Source organism: Algoriphagus aurantiacus (genome assembly GCF_035156405.1).
GTDB classification, from domain to species: domain Bacteria; phylum Bacteroidota; class Bacteroidia; order Cytophagales; family Cyclobacteriaceae; genus Algoriphagus; species Algoriphagus aurantiacus.
Genome location: NZ_JAXRUT010000010.1, coordinates 14,414 through 32,861, shown reverse-complemented (window position 1 = coordinate 32,861; position 18,448 = coordinate 14,414). Strand labels below are relative to the sequence as shown.

The window sequence follows — 18,448 nt, the reverse complement described above, 5'->3', positions numbered from 1 at the left end:
TGGTAACTTACTTAAACAAATCTAAAAAATGTTTTTTAATAAATCGATCTTTTACAAAAATTTTATAAAAGTTTTATTTTTTAGCACCTAAGCATTGAGTTTTATTAGTTTTTACAAAAAGTGTCATGAGATGATGGATAGGGAAGTTTCTTTGGCTTCATTTATATTAACTCCTAGTTTAGGAGAGGGCAACTGAATTTGTTTACCAAAATTCAACTTTTAGAGATTCTTGAGGTCTGGAAAATATTTTTCTTAACTTTCACACATGCTAATTATCGTCACAGGAGTCTCAGGAACCGGAAAAACAACTATTGGATTGGGTTTGGCCGATGCCTTGGACTTACCTTTTTTTGATGCAGATAATTTTCATCCTATAAAGAATATTGAAAAAATGAGCCAAGGGTTTCCGCTGAATGATGAGGATAGGATGCCTTGGCTTCAATCCTTAGCAGATCTATTGGTCAAACATGAGAAAACTGGAGGAGCTGTGTTGGCTTGTTCAGCCCTAAAAGAAAGCTATCGCGAAATTCTAAAGGGGAAGGAAAATGTGCATTGGATTCATCTCAAAGGAGATCGTGATTTAATTTGGAGACGCATGCTTGCACGCAAAAACCACTACATGAAAGCGACTATGTTGGATTCGCAATTTGCGACATGGGAGGAACCTCGATATGGGTTGAAGCTGAATATTTTGCAAACTCCAGAGGAAATGCATGCAGAAGCAATGAGATATTTGGGTGTTCCTGTCAACAGCGGCAACTAAAAAACAAGAAGTCATTAGGAGGGATAACTGAGAGATTACATCGTCTCAGAGGGTACTTTTTTCCGTAAAGGATTGTTTTAGGTCGCTTTATAGACGAAATTAAAGCTTCCATCTCATTCGCTATGTTATGAAAAAGATACTTTTCCCCTTGATTCTGCTGATTCATATATCAGTTTTAACTGGATTTTCGCAGACTTATCTTATTTCAAATGTGAATATTGTAGCCATGGAAAATGACATGGTGCTAAATGACCAGTCTATTCTGGTGGGCGATGGTAAAATCATCAAAATAGCACCTATGTCAGAGCCATTTGATTTCAATGGTGATCAGGTTATTGATGGAAATGGATATTACGTCTATCCAGGTTTAGCGGAGTTTCATTCCCATATTCCAGTAGCTCAAAATGGGAATACAGGACTTCAGGAAGAAGCCATGTGGCTTTATCTGGCAAATGGTGTTTTGCGGGTGAGGGGAATGATTGGACATGCATCGCATTTACCATTGAAAGCTAGGATAGATGCCGGTGAATTGGATGGGCCGAGATTGTATCTTTCTGGACCGTCTTTTAGTGGATCTTCCGTTTCTTCTCCTGAGCAGGCTGAGCAAATGGTAAGAGACGAAAAAGCCGCCGGTTATGAACATCTTAAGTTGCATCCGGGATTGGAGATGGATGAGTTTATGGCGATTTCCAAAACTGCCAAAGAGTTGAAGATTCCATTCGGAGGACACGTTTCCCTAAATGTGGGATTGGAAGCCAGTCTAAAAGGTGGCTACAAATCAATCGAGCACATGGATGGTTACATAGAAGCGATGATTCCTGATTATTCACGTGTTTTGGATTCAAAGATAGCCGGACCGTTCACTATGCTTTTGGTCGATGAAGTTGATCTAAGTAAGTTGCCGGAATTAGTGGATTTGACGCTTGAGACGGGCGCTTGGATGGCTCCTACTTTGACACTTTTTGATCGGTATTTTGGGTCAAAGCCCGCTGAGGAATATCGTAACATTCCCGAAATGAAGTATATGTCCGCTGAGCAAGTTCAGCGTTGGATCAATGCAAAGACTCCTTATGAGCAATCAGGAGTTTTGACAAAGGAGCATGTGCAACCTTATCTCGAATTTAGGAACAAGCTATTTATGACACTCCATGAAGCCGGAGTTCCCATGCTGATGTCTTCTGATTCACCTCAGGTTTTTAATGTTCCTGGATTTTCCATCCATCATGAGATAGAGTTGATGTCTAAGGCTGGAATGTCAAACTATGAGATTTTAAAATCTGGATCTGTCAACCCGGCGAGATATTTTGATCAGGAGGGAGAATGGGGAGTGATCAAAAAGGGAGCTTCTGCAGATTTCGTATTGGTGAGAAATAATCCTTTGGAAGATTTAGCCACTTTGAAAGAGCCATTTATGGTGGTAATGAAAGGAAAGATATATGATAGAAATGAGCTTAAAAAACAACTGGAAAAGATTGCTGTAAATTATAAAAGGGAGTAGTTTTCAGACGATTAAAGTGTTGGAGATTTGGAATACAGAGGGACCGATATTCAAGAGATTCAGACATTTAAGCTAAGTTTAACTCCCCGCGTAATTTCCAAATCTTAAAATTTTATAATTATCAACTACCCAATAATGAACCTAAAAACGAAAATCGTAATATTAGCTATACTTATTTCAGGCTCTGCCTGTATAGCTCAATCCAAATCGACAGTGATTCAAGAAGAACTTAGCCTATCAATCAAAGAGGAAAAAGTTGCCACTTGGGATGGCAAAGATGTTTTTAAATATACCCTTGAGAATGGGAAGATGCAGGTTGAGTTGACCAATTTTGGAGGTATAGTTTCTAGAATAATAACTCCTGACAAAGATGGGAAGCTTGAGAATATCGTGTTGGCTCTAGAAAATGTAGAGGATTACTTTACTAAGAATGGTCCTTATCTAGGAGCTGCAGTGGGTCGATATGCTAATAGAATAGGGCAGGCTTCGTTTACTTTGGATGAGAAGACTTTTCTCGTGACAAAAAACAATGGAGAGAATACCTTGCATGGCGGAGCGAAGGGTTTCGGCGTGAAAGTTTGGACGCCTGAAGTCTATAAGAATGAAAGTGCCGTAGGCGTGAAAATGACTTACTTAAGCGTGGATGGGGAAGAAGGTTTTCCTGGTAATCTAATGACTACACTTTGGATGGAGTTGACCAGCGCTAATGAACTTAAGCTTCGTTTTGAATCTACCACCGACAAGAAAACTGTCATCAATCTGACGAATCATTCCTATTTCAACCTGAGTGGAATCTCAGGAGATGTGCGGGATCACGAGTTACAGATTTTTGCAGACGCGATTACACCAACGGGTCCTGGCCAGATTCCTACCGGAGAAGTGAAGAGTGTAGATGGGACAGCTTTTGATTTTCAAACACCAAAAAACCTAGGAGCACAATTGGAAGCATTGGGAGAAGGCTTTGACCATAATTATGTCACCAAGAGAACAAATTCCTCAGAGCTCAAGAAAATCGCAATCGTCAAGCATCCAGCCAGTGGACGTACTATGGAGGTCTTTTCTACTGCACCTGGTGTGCAGCTTTATACAGCCAACCATATAAGTGATTTTGCCGGAGCTGATGGCAAGACTTACCAGCCGCATTGGGCACTTTGCTTGGAGCCAGAGGCTTGGCCAGACAGCCCAAACAAGCCTGATTTTCCCTCGTCAAGTCTTGCTCCAGGAGAAACGTACGTGCATGAGATTGTATATGTGTTTGGTGTAGATTAACGTAGGTTTAAGTTTTCATTTAGAGTCTTTTTAGTTAGATTGATTGTCAATCGACTAAACCCATGAGAAACAAACTAGCCAAAACTGTACTAGCGTTAAGCACCACTTTTTTATCTCTCACTCTCTCTGCTCAGGAATATACTTTTAAAAAAGTGAGAGAATTCCGAGTTGAGAGCCTTGCAGAAGTAGGGATTAGGGATTATGACCCAAAGAGAAATGTTTTTGTGGGCTTTATCGATAAACGATCTGAGGGCATAGAGCTAGCAGTGTTCGATGCAAATGGCAAAATAGTTACTAGTCAAAAAAGACAGGGTGAAGAACCGGAAGATTACCAGTCACCCGCATTGTCCATGGGATTTTCTCCAGAGGGTGAAGTGTTTGTTCAGACTTCACTAGAGCTTGTGAAATACGACCTTGAATTCAATCGGATTAGTAAGGTGAAATATGAACCGAAGGTAACCACGTTTGTTTTAAATTCTGGACCACGATCTAAGTTTGTTCCATTAAATAGGGGGACGGAAGTTTCATTTATAGTAAACGGATCCAACATTAATAATATTGTGTTTAATGATGTTCCTCCACGCAAAATAGAAATGATTGATTACTATGATGCAGCTAGTAGAACAATTAAATCAGAGATCGCATTATCTAGCAGAAAAGTTTTTGAAGGAATAGAAGATAAGGTATTTCCTGTGAGAATTAATCCAATATTTACCATTGATTCTCAGAATAGTAATTTGTATTTCACTACTTCTGTTGATAATGAAATTACAGTGTACAATCCCATTAATTGGAACGTGATTCAAAGAATACCAGTAAAACATGAATTTTTTAAAGCTTTGAATGATATACCACTGAGAGAGTCGAATCTGGCTTTTTCTGGTGGAATGCCCCGTTATTCAACGAATGAAAAGATCTTAAAATTTGACTTGGATTTATTAGGGCTTGTTTATTTAAAAGAGATTTCGGAGGCCACATTGGAACTGATGAAAAGTCAGGTTATGCCCTACCGCATGAATAATCCCGAATTTCAACGAATTATACTTTTTAAGAACGGAGTTCAGTTACCAGGTGAGTTGACTATACCTTCTGGGCCGATTCAAATGACTTTGCCAAATAATAGAGTTCTTGTGAAAGTGGTTAATGAGGAAGAGGAATTGGATTATTATGCATTTGAGATTTGGGAACTGGTTGAAAATTAATACGATAACCTAGGGTGAATACTTACCACAATAACACAATAATGAAAATCAGAAATCCATTTTTAGTAGCAATACTTATTTTGATAGGCAGTCCGTTAGTAGCCCAGCATTATACGTTCAAAAAAGTAAAAGAAATCCGTGTAGAGAGTCTAGCACCTGTTGGCATTCGGGATTATGATCCCAAGAGAGATATTTTTGTCGGTTTTATTGACAAAAGATCCGAGGGCATCGAGCTGGCTATTTTTGATGCAAATGGGAAGATACTAGCCAGTCAAAAACGTGAGGGAGAGGGGCCTAAAGATTACAGGTCATCGGCATTGACTATGGGTTTTTCTCCTGATGGGAATATTTGGGTACAAACTTCAATAGAGCTTTTGAAATATGACTTAGATTTCAATTTGATTAATAGAGTTAAGTTTGAGCCGAAGAATACTACTGTCGTGTATACTGGGCCATGGTCCAAGTTTGTTCCGTTAACTAAGGGTTCGCAAGTATCATTTATTACGACTGCTTCCAATATGGGTATTAATACGGGGCGTCACTGGGTTCCCTCAAAAATCAATTTGGTGGAATATTATGATGCTGCTAGTAAATCTATCCAGTCGGAAGTATTGTTGTCTAGTAGAAAAGTTTATCAAGGAATTGAAAATGAAGAGTTTCCAGCAGTTGCTATTCCTATTTTTACTCTTGATGATAGGAATGGAGATTTTTATTTTACTACCTCTATTGATAATGAAATCACTGTTTACAATCCTATCAACTGGAATGTAATTCAAAGAATCCCGGTCAAACATGAATTTTTTAGAGCCTTGGATGATATTCCTCTTAGGGAGTCAAATTTGGCTTTTTCAAATAGAACCCCTCTTTATTCGATGAACTATATGATCTTAAAATTTAACTCGGATCTGGGGGCACTTATTTATGTCAAGGAGATTTCAGAGGCTGCGAATGAGTTAAAGAAAAGTGAGGAAAAACCATACAGATTTATAGATCCTGATTTTCATAGAATAATACTTTTTAAGAATGGAGTTCAGATACCGGGAGAGTTGACGATTCCTTCAGGTTTGATTCAAATGTCTCTTCCAAACAATAGGGTGCTTGTGAAAGTGGTGAATCAAGAAGAAGAACTGGACTATTATCCCTTTGAGATCTGGGAGATCGTAGAAAAGTGAGAACTTTTTATTTGCTATAAGAGCAAAATTTTCAACAGACTGAGTAGGCATTACTCATGGGGAAATCCCGGAAATGGTCTTGAATGGCTGGAAACGCCATGGGAATGGTACTTGTAAGAATAGAGAAGGACACTAAACCAACTAATTATTATGAGAACAAGTAATGTAAACCAAACAACGGCAAAAACCTTCAGTAGAAGAGCAAGAAATACTGGAGCTATTTTGCTTTCATCATTTCTCCTAGTAGGAATGACTTCCTGCGAAGATGATGATGATGATCCGATTCTGACTACTTATAATCAGCAAGACAGAAATTTTGCAATTTCTTCCTCTGAAAATTTGAATGCACAAATTAATTTTGGGCAACTGGCACTAGACAACGGTGAAGATGATTCTGTTTTAGAATATGGCACTATGCTCCTATCTGAAAATACAGAAAGTAAGACGGAACTAGAGGGAATTGTAAATGGAACAGACGTGGAGATATCTGGCGAAATATCAGATGCGATGCAAACCAAGTATGATGAATTGGCAGCTTTGAGCGGAGAGGAATTCGATATGGCTTTTATCGATTTTCAACTAGAATCGCTGGATAATTCGATGCCAGTCTATGAAAACCAGATTGACAATGGAGAGAATAATACCATGAAAGCTTTTTCTGACAAGACGCTAGGTAAAGTAAAAGATCACAGAGAAGATGCTAGACTTGTGAAAGCTGAACTAGAACTTGAAAACATATAAGAAGTCAGAATGTAATTGTAGCTGATTAACCCAGTAGCAAATATGTGATGATTTCTTTTAGGACCGGTTTTCCTTTCGAGGAGGCCGGTTTTTTCGTTTTTCCCTGCTATTTGTTATGCTACTTCTTCAGAAGCAGCATTTTTTTATTTAAAGAACTTTACAGCAGCTTCTTGACTTTCTTCAAACCCTTGATACTCACAAATCACTGCTTCAAATTCATCCAAATTTCCCAGATATTTTATCGCTAGGGGATTTCCGAAATGGAATAGAATACAAGATTTAGCTAGTTTTAATTTTTTGATTTCAGCCAATGTTGTCTCATCCATTCCAAACTGATTCAGCGGTTTATGAGATGGTACAAAAACTGAAATAATTACTTTTTCGGCCTGATTGATTTCTACCTCTTCCAGGTTTTGGGAGAAAATTGCTTCCAATTTATGAGTAAATGTCTTTGTCTCACTGTGGAAAAAAGTTCGATAAGCCAGCTTTCCTTCACCTGCCAACTTCTGTAATTCAGCAGAATTTATCTTACCGGAAACAATGGAGACATATTCCTTCGCAAGTTGAGATTGAAATTTAGCATGACTTTCCCAATTGAATTCAGGAACAACCAATTGCTTAAAATCAAATACACCCAGCTTTTCTTTCAATGCCCAAACTTTTTCGAAAACTGCTTCAATTTCTTCTTCAGATGCATGCTCATTGATAGCTTCAATTCCTTCTTTGACATGATCCGAAAAGCAAAGAATATCATTCCCGGCATGAAAAGCTTCCCACTCTAGCTCGCCGGGTTCAGAAAATAAGTCTGCAACAGCTTTCATATTTAACGCATCAGAAATGACCAGACCTTTAAATCCCATTTCAGTTTTCAGCAAATCCGTAATAATCTCCCGAGAGATACTGGCAGCGATTTCCTTTCCTCTAGACAATGCCGGCGCCGCTAAGTGGCCTACCATAATCATTTCTACTCCATTAGCTATTCCATACTGAAATGGTAAAAGCTCTTCTTTTTTTAGTTCTTCCTTAGTTTTTTGAATGACTGGGAGTCCCAAATGCGAATCAGTTTGCGTGTCACCATGACCAGGAAAATGCTTAAAACATGCTCCGATTCCTGCTTTTTTCATCCCTCGATACATAGCTAGTGAAAGCTCGGCTATTTTTTGTGGGTCTGTTCCAAAAGATCTGTAGCCAATCACTGGATTGTTTGGATTAGTATTCACATCTGAGCATGGGGCAAGGTTCAGGTGAATTCCTGCCTGTTTCATATCCAACCCCATGCTGTAACCTACCTCTTCGATCAATTCTGCTGCGTTTTTCTTGATCGCTCCAAGTGTTATGGCAAAAGGATATTGAGGAGTTTTTTCGATCCGCATTGCCAAGCCATATTCTCCATCTATGCTGATCAATAAAGGGATTTTTGAAATAGCCTGATAGCGATTGATCAGTGTAATCATTTTCTCCAATGTCCCACTTACATCCAAGACTTCAGCCCGCTTTTCGAAATTGGCAGCAGCAGAATGTCGGCTATGAAAAAATGTCAATCCACCGATTTCCTGCTCACAAATCAGTTTTTCAATAGATTGGTAATTTTCCTCTGAATCATGTATAAATGCTGCGGGTGAGAAGCATTGGGCTATTTTCTGGATGGAGTTCATGCGCTTTCAATTAGTTTAGTGTTGATTAAACTTCATTATTCAACATTCGATGTTCATCATTCATAATTAAATCTCGAATAACGAATGATGAATTTCGAATAGTGAACTTTAGTCAGTGTGAGGTCTATAATTCAATCCATTTTCTTACCAAATTCCCTAGGATACTTTACACTTGCCGCAATTGCCAGTGCAGGAATCATCGCTAATCCTACCCAGATAAAAAATCCGGTATAGCCAAGCCATTCTTGGATATAGCCAGAAAGCATTCCTGGAAGCATCATGCCCATTGCCATAAAGCCAGTTGCCAAGGCGTAATGTGAGGTTTTGAAAAGACCTTCTGCCAAATAAATAAGAAAGATCATGTACGCGGCGAAACCGAACCCATACCCGAATTGCTCGATGATTACGACCGAACCGGCGAAAAAGATATTCTCTGGCTGGAAGTGCGCCAGACCTATGTAAAGCAAATTCGGAAGGTTAAGGGAAAGTGCCATTGGTATCATCCATTTGCCAAGTCCATGACGGGAGATGGCGATTCCTCCTAAAATCCCACCCAATAGCAACGCAATAACTCCGATGGTCCCGTACATAAAACCAACTTCAGAAGTACTTAATCCTAGTCCCCCAGTTTGTCTTTCTTCCAGTAAAAAAGGGGAGGCCATCTTTACCAACTGAGATTCTCCTAATCGGTAGAGCAATACAAAAGCAAGTGATATCCCAATATTTTTCTTGGTGAAGAAGGTGCTGAAGACTTTCCCAAAACTAGCTTGGCGAGTAATATTTTCGGTTGATTCTTCCTCTACTTTTGGTGTCGCCAAATAATTAATAGCAGTGAGTAAAAGCATCAGCGCTCCTACAATAATCATAGTCCATGACCAAGCTTTGTTATTATCACCCAGACTCGTTTCCAAATAACCCGCCACCATAACGATTAAGCCTTGTCCTGTGATCATTCCGATCCGATAGAAGGTTCCCCGCAATCCCACAAAAAAAGATTGTTGCTCGGGCTTCAAAGCGATCAGATACATACCATCCGAAGCGATATCATTGGTAGCAGAGGCAAATGCGCCCATCCAGAAAAAGGCAAGAGTCATAAAGAAAAAGCTGTTGCCAGAAGTAGTCAATCCAACTCCCAGAAAGACAAGAGATAGAAGCAACTGCATACTTAAAAACCATTTTCTCTTGGTACCGAATAGGTCTACAATTGGGCTCCATATAGGTTTGATCACCCAAGGCAGGTATAGTAAGCTCGTGTATAATCCTATGTCAGAATTAGATATACCGAGCTTTTTGTACATGATCACCGATACGACTATGATGACGATGTAAGGAATTCCTTCAGTCATATATAGCGAAGGAATCCAAATCCAGGGATTTTTTTGGGTTGATTTGCTCATGACTTTCGGATCAGGTTTTCGTAGATACTCCTCTCTGACCCATCAATGGTTTTTGCGTTTACCGCTTTTTCGTAGAATTCAGCTGGGCCAACTCCGCCGATAATGGCGTAGACATAGCCCATTTCCCGCATGGATTCCAGAGATTTGATTAGAAGTATTTTACCGATTCCTTTTCCCCTTTCAGATTCTTTTGTGCCTGTCGGGCCAAAGAAATTTCGAGCGGTACTCTCGTAGCATGCAAAGCCAAGAATTTCGTTACCTCTTTGTGCTAGCCAGCAAGCTACAGGTTGTCTGTTGAAAGCTACTTCCACTTCTGATTGCCAATACTCCCCAAAATTTTCCAAAACCCAAGTACTTATCAAGTGCTTTTCAGGTGCAATAGCTCTTCGAAAGACAATTTTCTCCTTTTTAAATAGTCGTGCTTCATCGAGAGAAACATCCGGCAAACCGATCAGTCGGACAAGCATGTCTTTCATAAAAAGAGATTTAAGGGATTTGGTAAACTTGGGTTTGCACGATTCTTCCGTAATGATCTATCCAGCGTATGGCAAGATATGCAGTATTCAGGCTTTTTACTTCTAAAGTTCTGGCTCGTAAGCCGCCAACCCATACGGGATGAATTTCTGAATCAGCCAGTTCGTTTAGCTCATTTGCTCCTTGGATCAAAGCATAGCGAATAGCTGGATCAAGCGGGTTTGCCATTCGGATTGAAGTCAGTTCAGAGTTGGCTTCCACACTGAAAACTACTGGTGTATCAATAATCGATGCGCTTTTGGGCTGAAATGACGGTGGTAATGTGGGCTCATTATACAATTCACTTTTGAGCAACTGAGCAACATCCTGATTTTTGATTTTCATGGATTTTGCTGAGAAAAAAGCATTTCCCTGAATTGTAGGCAGCGTCCGCGTGTAAGAAATCTGCGTGTTTATTTCGCGGGGATTTTCCCATGCAGCGTCCGAATCATCACGGATTTTATACGGACCATTTCCAATGTAAATGTTCGTATTATAGTGATTTTTTGCCCACCAGTCATTGAGTGTTCTATGTGAAGCCAACTTATGATCCATGCTCCAATAGAGTTGCGGGATCATATAGTCCACCCAGCCATTTTTCATCCAAAGCAACACATCGGCATATAGGTCGTCGTAATTCGTCTGTCCTGCCCGGGTAGGAGATCCTCTGGGATCTTTGTCCTGATTTCTCCAGACACCAAATGGGGAAATCCCAAACTGTACCCAAGGCTTACTTTGTTTGATTGTCTGATTGAGTGCAAGGATTAATTGATTCACATTTTCTCTCCTCCAATCATCCTGAGACTGCCCTGGTTTCTTATACTTGTCGTAAGTAGATTTATCAGGGAAAGCTAATTTCGCGACTTTATAAGGATAGAAGTAATCATCAAAGTGAATAGCATCAATGTCGTAGTTTTCAACGATCTCTTTGATCACCGCCAGCAAATGAGCCTTTACTTCCGGCAAACCTGGGTTGTAATAATACTTGGTGTCGTATTTCAACATCCAGTCTCGATGCAGATTATAATCGTGATCTGGGCTGAGATCGGAAGTGTTTAGATTCATGGTAGCCCGATACGGATTTAGCCAAGCATGAAACTCCAGTCCGCGGGCATGGGATTCATTGATCATCCAGGTGAGGGGGTTCTCCATTGTATTTGGAGCTTTTCCTTGTTTACCAGTCAGATACTTAGACCATGGAGCGAGGTTGCTTGGATAAAATGCATCTCCAGCAGTTCTAACCTGAACAATTACCGCATTGAAATTCAGGTTCTTGTAGTAATCCAAAAGATTAAGAAAGTCACGCTTTTGCTTTTCGTAGGTATCATCCGGAGAAATAGGCCAATCGATATTAGCCACTGTAGCTATCCAGACCCCACGGAATTCTCTTGGCATTTCTGGCATTTGGAAGGATAGTGGCTGCAAGGCAACTGGAGTCATTGGTAGCTTTTTCACAGGTAGATTGGCACCTGGATTTTGGGTCGAAGGAGTGGTAATCGTACCAGAAGGTCTGCTTCCTGGTGAAGTGTTTTTTTGAGATTTACAGGCAGAGAGAAGCAGGCCAACGGCCAGTGCTAAAAATAGATACCTTGAAAGGAATTTCATAAATGGGTAATCAGAGCGTTGGTACAGGTTTCAAATTTAAGTCTTCCAGATTTTTTCGAAGTTTTTTCATAAAGTCATCTCCTGGGTCGGTTTTTACGGTGCGATAGTCTGGATCAGCTTCTTTCCAAAGGTCAGTTGTTTGGAAGTTTTGATATTCATGATGACCGATTACATAGTCAATTGCATATTTTATTTCCAGATATCTGATCAATTCCTCGTTTGCTTTCAATTGTTCTTTAGTCAAAGGCATGTCATCACCGCCGATATTTTCTATACCAATGGCAAGATAATTTAATCCAATCGTGTGCCTGGCAAACGTAGTGTCCGGCAATAGTCTAAAAATCGTGCCGTCCCTGTCGATCAAAAATTGGCTGGAAACATTTAAATTACTTGCTCCCGTCAAATCAGCTCTTCCTGCCAAAGTAGCAGGGTCAAAAACATCGAAAGTCACTTCTATGTTGTCGATTGCAGTCCAGTGAACGACCACCATTTTGGGGTCAATAGATGCAGTGGACTGCTCCAAACCATGACGGTCTTTTAAGTATCTCAAGGAAAGTTCTTCACGCTCTTGGTTCCAGGTAATCGGTTTATCGATTATTCTAAAAGTAGATTTAGGGCTGCAGGAGATTTGAAAAACTGAAACAATTGCAATTCCTGTTAGCAGGAGAATAGTATTTAAGGATTTGAATTCCATGGCTTTAGGGCGAATTATAACTTCAAATTCAACAAGAGGAAAATTGCTTTTCACAGCTAAACTACCCAGAATATCTCAGGATAAGGAAGGCTTTCTCGCTATTTTTTGCCAGCAATTTCAAATTCGTAAAATTTTTGCAAGTTTTTGCTGTTTTTGTTAGTTTCCCAAACTCAAAGATTTTTATTCCATGCTGAAAGAAGAAAGACATAAGTATATTTTAGATCAGGTACACTTACATCATCGGGTTTTGCTCAATGATTTATCCGATTCTTTGAATGTATCCATAGATACTGTCAGACGGGATGTGAAGGAATTGGATAAGGAAAAAAAGCTCAAGAAAGTCCATGGTGGCGCTACTTCTTTTGGCTTTATGACTTTCACCAAGGATGATGGGAATATCTACCTGAAGTCAAAGAAAATATCCATTGCTGAGAAGACCATTTCGCTACTTTCTGATGGTCAGGTGATCTTAATGAGTGGTGGTACAACCAATATGGAAGTGGCTAAGCTTATTCCGAAAAAATTGGTGCTGACGGTGTTTACACCTAGTCTTCATGTGGCGATGGCCTTGCTTGATCATGAGAATGTGGAGGTTATTTTTCTTGGAGGAAAACTTTTGCATGACGCTAAGTTCGCAGTGGGTGGGACAGTGGTCAATGCACTTTCACAACTTCGGGTGGATTTGTGCATACTGGGAACAGGTTATTTGGACGCGCAATTTGGGTTGACAGAGTTTGATTGGGAAGTAATTCAGGTAAAGCAGGCGATGATCAGAGCTGCTAAAAAGACGATAATTTTGACAGTTTCGGATAAACTTCATTCAGTCCAAAAATACAAGACCTGTGATATGACAGCTGTTCATACGCTAGTCACAGAGCTGGACCCTTCCGATCCGCTGTTGGATTCTTTTCGTCCGTTTGAATTGGTGCTGGTCTAGAGGATTTTTTTACCCATAGTTCGTCCCATTGAGACTAATGGGATTGCTGTCTTACTAAGGGAATAGATCGGTCTTCTCAACTTTGAATTGTTACCTCTGCGAAAACCTCCGTGTCCCCAACGGTTAAATAAATTGCAAAAAAAAGCTTCCCATTTCTGAGAAGCTTTGAATAGTTAATTATCCTTTTTCTTATGCGTGTCATCATCGTGCGCACCGTCTTTACAGCATTCATCTAGTTTTGCATAGGCTTCAGGGTCACGCTTCAGTGAATCTGCATGGTAGCCAACCATCGTTATTCGTTTTCTGAGTTTGTCCGGGTCGGTTTTAGAATCCAAATAAGCGATATTCAATACCTTGGTTTCCAAATCTAAATTGACTGATTTTACCCCTTTTTCGAAGGTGAGATCCTTTTCCAAAGTAGCTTTACACATCTCGCAGATTGCAGATGTTTTGATACCAATTGTTTTAATCTGGGCTTGTGCTGCAAATGCAGAAGCCGCAATAAATAGGGTTAAGATTAGCTTTTTCATGTGTTAATAGTTTGTTTTTTATAGGTCATAATCTTTCCCGTGACGAAGGGAAACGGGATGGAATCTCGCATTGTAAATAATCATGTCACTATATGACACCAGAGTCATGCTCGATTTCATCTGTTTGTTAGTTAATTTTATATATATCTGTTTTTCTGCGATTAAAGCAATAAAAGCCTCATAGGATTCGGAAAACACTAGCGTAGAGGCCACTTCGGTCATCCGTCATCGGTCTCCTAGCCAGTAAAACAAAGTAGACATGGCTACTGGCATCATTGCGGATAATCATATTAGTTTATTTTATATCTGATTCCTGTATAGATTACCCTTCCTGCTATTGGTCCCCAAGTCATGGAAGCATCGAAATTTTGCCCGAAAGGATTCTCTGGATCTACGATAGGGTTTGATTGTTTGAAATTCAAAATGTTTTCTCCACCCACATAAATGCTTCCCCAGCGAAATCCACGGCTCACCTGGGCGTTTACCATGTAGAAATCCGGAGACTTTTCTGCCATTTGATATTCCATGGGCTTATCGCTGGTGTCCGGTAGACGCATAGCGCCATTCCAGTTTACAGTCATGTCTGCCTTCCACTTGTCGTAATTAGTCGCATAAGCCAAGTTCATGAAGAAGCGATCTTGACTTTGATAGGGAACCTGCTGTTGGATGCCATTGGTGGTCATGAGATTTTCATAATGCTTGTAGGCAGCTTTGATGTCCAGTTTTTCAGTGAGTGGATAGCTGGCTTCTACCTGAAAGCTGCGAGCAAATGAGCCATTTTGGAGGCTATTAATCACAAGTAAACTAGAACTCACGTCTTGATCGTAAACAAGCTGGTTTTCGAAAGTGGTATAGAAATAATCTGTGACCAGGCTTAGTGGCTTATCCTTAATCGTCAGGTTTGCAGCGAGACTGATTCCCGTGTTCCAACTCACCTCCGGTTGAAGTACAGCATTGAAAACAATATCCCTAGAAGAAACCCAGATCATGCTGTTTTCCATCAACGCATTGGGAGTTCGATACCCTCTTCCCACAGATCCTCTCAGAGTCCAGTTAGGGATAAATTCCCATCTGGCATGGACTCTAGGAGTAAAATAAGTACCAAATAAATTGTGGAAATCCGTTCTGGCTCCGGCTACTACAGTGATCCGTTCATTTGGAATAAAGTTGTATTCGAAGAAAAGTCCAGGCACTTTTTCTGTCCTATTCATTGCTGTATCCAGCCCAGATAGGGTTTTGGAATCAAACATTTCTTCAAAATCATCATAGAGAAAACTGGCACCTGTTTTATACTGATGAAAGCTTGAGCCCAAGATATTCTGATAAATAAAATTTCCGTAAGCAGTCTTCTCTATTCCCTGATATAGTCTTCTTCCAGCTCCTCCATTGAAGTCCTGATAGGACAGTGAATACTGAAATCCCCAGCTTTGAGTTGGCTTATTAGGATAGATCATACCAAGTTTACCAAATATTTCTGCTTTCCGGGTGTCCATTTCATACCCATACATATTACTGCTGGATAGATCGCTATTGAAGCCAAAGCCCTTTTGTCCGCCAGCATTGTCAGATATAAATAGGTTCATACCTATCTGGGCCATCAGCTGATCTCCTTCATACTTGTACCGATTTAGGAAATTCAGCTGTCTTGTTTTTGGCAAATCCATAAAGCCATCCTCATTTCCGTCGATTTCTGTGTTCAATTGACTGGCATGAAACAGCACACCAGAGCTCCATTTTTCACTAATTGGAACCTGGTGATTTGCATTTAATTCCATCCTTCCAAAGGAATTGAGGTAGCCATTCAGGTACCAGATATCCATGCTTTCCGGCTTGAATAGCTCCACATTGATCTGTCCTGTCATGGACTCATAGCCATTGATTACTGTTCCGGCGCCTTTTCCCACATCGATGGATTGGATCCACGTACCGGGTACATAGGTCAAACCAAGTCTGGAATTCAGTCCACGGATATTCGGAATTCCTTCTCTACTGATCAATAAATATCGACCGTCCAACCCCATCATTTGGATCATTTTGGTGCCGGTGACCGCATCTGCATAGGAGACATCCACGGAGGCATTTGTCTCAAAACTCTCAGAAAGATTGCAGCAAGCGGCTTTTTGAAGTTCGGTTTCAGTAATAAGAATATTGAGAAAAGGTGCCTCATCCACCACTGATTCGGATCTTCCTTGAATTGTAACTTCTTCAAGGTCCTCACCGCTTTCTTGCAGCGTGATAAGCATGTGTTGGTCAAAAATCGGAGCTAAGGTGTCTGGTTCATAACCTAGATAGGACACGAGTAACCGGTCCGATTCCAATATGTTTTCTAGCTCGAAGTGACCATCTAGGTTGGTGATTGCACCTTGATCTTTGCCAAGAAGTTGGATACTTGCCCCGATTAAGGGCTCTTTTGATCTAGATTGCACCTTTCCCATTATACTGTTTTGAGCAAATAGCAGGACTGGCGCAACTAAGCATCCAATGAATAGAATTGTTGATTTCATAAATAATTGCTTGTATGTAACTAGATTACAGCCCGCCTAAGGCGGATAAAAATCAAGCAGTTATTAGATCAGGAAGGATTGATAAAGTACATTAAGATCAGGTATTGGCCGATCTGGGAATAGGTATTTTGGATTAGAAATTTCAATATCTTCGAGTAAAATATCAGGAATTGTCAGTACGTAAGCCAAAATAAATTCTGGAGAAAGCTGAACTTGGAAGTTCGCTTTTCCAAAGTAATCATCTGAATCAGATGAAGTGTATTCGTCAGAACAGCAATCCGAATCAGGATTTTTCTCTAAATCCACTCCACAACAATCGGTTTTCTCGGGAGCTACAGTGACTTCGGTGCTTTTTAATTCATCCCCACAATAATGCGCCGCCAAGGTCAAGTTCACCTGACCTGTCAGGAAAAATAAGAGCATTAAAGATGAGATGATTGATTTCATCTGTTTATGATTGTTTTTTAATGGTCATTACCTGTCCCGAAAATCGGGATGGAATCTCGCAGGATTTTATAATCATCCCTCTGTGTGACGCTTTCATCATGCCTGCCTGTCCGGTAGGCAGGCTCGATTTCATACTGTGAACAAAGGTCGGGAATCCTTTTGAATAAGAAAAACCTACCTTCTGAACGGTAAGTGAGAAGGTAGGTTTAGAATTTTTTTTAATCTGAAACTATTCAGAGGCGCTGGGTCCCGAAAACTTCTCTACTTGGTTAGGAATAGGTTTAACAGTTTTGAGATAAGCGTAGATAGCCTTAAGGTCTCCTTCCTCCATTCCCGCATACATCACCCAAGGCATTATGGTATTGAATTCTCCACTTTGGACTTTAGGTAAATGATATCCCGAATCAAGATACTGCTTAAATCTGCCAAGAAACATATCCTCTGACCAGCTTCCTATACCAGTTTTCTCATCCTGAGTAAGATTGGCAGACCTGACAACCGAACCGTCTGGAAATGCAAACTCTCTACCTCCTGAGTACTCTTTTCCAGCCAAAATTGTGCCTTGAGCATCCACAGGACTGTGACATTCCATGCAGGCAGCAGCGTTTATTAGATATCCTCCATATGCAACTTGGTCAGTTTTCGCAGGCTTTGGTTGAGGGGTAGCATCTTTTGGGATTGTTTTTAAAATTAGACTTACAGGGAAATCAGCTTTTGAATCTGGGATTTCTTTTTCGATAGGGTCTAAAGTTCTGACATAAGCAATGATGTCATAAATGTCTTGAGGATCCATTTTGCCATAATATGGATATGGCATCAAGGGAAACATCGCTCTACCATCATTGGTTACCCCAGTTGTAATTAGACGATACAATTCTCCATCTGTGTAATCAGAAATACCGGTAGGAGTGATGTTTCTGGCGAAAAACACGCCCGGGAATCCCATGCTTTGATCAAATCTGTCTCCACCTGATCCGATTGTTCCTGACTTAATAGGTCCAGAAAACACGGAGAAATCACGTTCAGAATGACAGTCCACGCATACCGTGACATGATTCGCAAGGTATGCACCTCTGGCTACACGATCAGGACTCGGATCGATTGTTAGGGTTGGCGCTGGGCTGACTTTTGGAAAAGTAAAATTCACAAATGCAATCCCACTAATAATTAAGCACAACGAAAATTCCAATCGCGTATGCTACGATTTTAAAGATCTTTTTCATTTAAAAATGTATTTGGTATATGAAAATTTACATATTATACCAATGACTTGATTATAAAGGAGTTAAAAATATTTTCCTAACAAAGGAAACATTCAATAAAATCTTGAGATTCTTTTAAAATTATTCCTTAAGAGTAGAATTAATTCATGTTTATAATGCACTGATTGTTATATATGTAATTCTGATCTTAACCTAATAGGTACACTATTAAAATAATAAGGTAATTTAGGAATAGGATAATTCTATTTATGAAATAAGGGGGTTCATTTGAAGAAAATTGGACAAGATTGAAGCATCT

At 40.0% G+C, this 18,448-nt stretch carries 16 protein-coding genes; 7 read left to right on the top strand and 9 right to left on the bottom strand.

What is annotated here, in order from left to right:
• The first annotated feature begins 265 nt into the window (after positions 1–265).
• From SYJ56_RS11635 to SYJ56_RS11610, 6 genes are all read left to right on the top strand, one after another.
• Complete coding sequence (locus SYJ56_RS11635) at positions 266–763, top strand: gluconokinase (RefSeq protein ID WP_323834270.1); 498 nt, start codon at positions 266–268, stop codon at positions 761–763.
• Between the two features lie 127 nt (positions 764–890).
• Positions 891–2,261, top strand: coding sequence for an amidohydrolase family protein (locus tag SYJ56_RS11630; protein WP_323834269.1), 1,371 nt, complete (start codon positions 891–893; stop codon positions 2,259–2,261).
• 135 nt (positions 2,262–2,396) lie between these two features.
• A complete protein-coding gene (locus SYJ56_RS11625; protein WP_323834268.1) occupies positions 2,397–3,530 on the top strand; it encodes an aldose epimerase family protein in 1,134 nt (377 codons plus the stop codon).
• 62 nt (positions 3,531–3,592) lie between these two features.
• Complete coding sequence (locus SYJ56_RS11620) at positions 3,593–4,732, top strand: hypothetical protein (protein ID WP_323834267.1); 1,140 nt, start codon at positions 3,593–3,595, stop codon at positions 4,730–4,732.
• A 41-nt stretch (positions 4,733–4,773) separates the two neighbouring features.
• On the top strand, positions 4,774–5,904 hold the full coding sequence (locus SYJ56_RS11615; RefSeq protein ID WP_323834266.1) for a hypothetical protein: 1,131 nt from the start codon (positions 4,774–4,776) through the stop codon (positions 5,902–5,904).
• A 150-nt stretch (positions 5,905–6,054) separates the two neighbouring features.
• A complete protein-coding gene (locus SYJ56_RS11610; protein ID WP_323834265.1) occupies positions 6,055–6,645 on the top strand; it encodes a DUF4142 domain-containing protein in 591 nt (196 codons plus the stop codon).
• A 143-nt stretch (positions 6,646–6,788) separates the two neighbouring features.
• Here the strand turns inward: SYJ56_RS11610 and SYJ56_RS11605 are convergent, their stop codons facing one another.
• The 5 genes from SYJ56_RS11605 to SYJ56_RS11585 all read right to left on the bottom strand — a co-directional run bounded on the left by SYJ56_RS11605 (position 6,789) and on the right by SYJ56_RS11585 (position 12,509).
• A complete protein-coding gene (locus SYJ56_RS11605) occupies positions 6,789–8,300 on the bottom strand; it encodes a glycoside hydrolase family 3 protein (protein WP_323834264.1) in 1,512 nt (503 codons plus the stop codon).
• Positions 8,301–8,431: 131 nt separating this feature from the next.
• The gene (locus tag SYJ56_RS11600; RefSeq protein WP_323834263.1) at positions 8,432–9,697 is read right to left on the bottom strand and encodes an MFS transporter; all 1,266 of its coding nucleotides are present in this window, start codon (positions 9,695–9,697) and stop codon (positions 8,432–8,434) included.
• Positions 9,694–10,173, bottom strand: coding sequence for a GNAT family N-acetyltransferase (locus SYJ56_RS11595; protein ID WP_323834262.1), 480 nt, complete (start codon positions 10,171–10,173; stop codon positions 9,694–9,696). The genes SYJ56_RS11600 and SYJ56_RS11595 overlap by 4 nt, the downstream gene beginning before the upstream one ends.
• Positions 10,174–10,183: 10 nt before the next feature.
• A complete protein-coding gene (locus SYJ56_RS11590; RefSeq protein WP_323834261.1) occupies positions 10,184–11,815 on the bottom strand; it encodes a glycoside hydrolase family 10-like protein in 1,632 nt (543 codons plus the stop codon).
• Positions 11,816–11,825: 10 nt separating this feature from the next.
• Positions 11,826–12,509 carry a peptidoglycan recognition protein family protein gene (locus tag SYJ56_RS11585; protein ID WP_323834260.1) on the bottom strand — a complete coding sequence of 228 codons (684 nt, stop codon included), beginning with the start codon at positions 12,507–12,509 and terminating at the stop codon, positions 11,826–11,828.
• Between the two features lie 187 nt (positions 12,510–12,696).
• Between SYJ56_RS11585 and SYJ56_RS11580 the strand changes: the two genes are divergently transcribed.
• Positions 12,697–13,446 (top strand): DeoR/GlpR family DNA-binding transcription regulator, encoded by a 750-nt coding sequence (locus SYJ56_RS11580; RefSeq protein ID WP_323834259.1) that lies wholly within the window; start codon positions 12,697–12,699, stop codon positions 13,444–13,446.
• A gap of 173 nt (positions 13,447–13,619) precedes the next feature.
• Here SYJ56_RS11580 and SYJ56_RS11575 read toward each other — a convergent pair whose 3' ends face one another.
• The 4 genes from SYJ56_RS11575 to SYJ56_RS11560 form a co-directional block, all read right to left on the bottom strand.
• Complete coding sequence (locus SYJ56_RS11575; protein ID WP_323834258.1) at positions 13,620–13,976, bottom strand: heavy-metal-associated domain-containing protein; 357 nt, start codon at positions 13,974–13,976, stop codon at positions 13,620–13,622.
• Positions 13,977–14,266: 290 nt separating this feature from the next.
• A complete protein-coding gene (locus SYJ56_RS11570) occupies positions 14,267–16,480 on the bottom strand; it encodes a TonB-dependent receptor plug domain-containing protein (RefSeq protein ID WP_323834257.1) in 2,214 nt (737 codons plus the stop codon).
• A gap of 63 nt (positions 16,481–16,543) precedes the next feature.
• Positions 16,544–16,927, bottom strand: a complete 384-nt coding sequence (locus tag SYJ56_RS11565; protein WP_323834256.1) for an HYC_CC_PP family protein — start codon at positions 16,925–16,927, stop codon at positions 16,544–16,546.
• Between the two features lie 229 nt (positions 16,928–17,156).
• Positions 17,157–18,074 (bottom strand): c-type cytochrome, encoded by a 918-nt coding sequence (locus SYJ56_RS11560; protein WP_323834255.1) that lies wholly within the window; start codon positions 18,072–18,074, stop codon positions 17,157–17,159.
• Between the last annotated feature and the right edge of the window lie 374 nt (positions 18,075–18,448).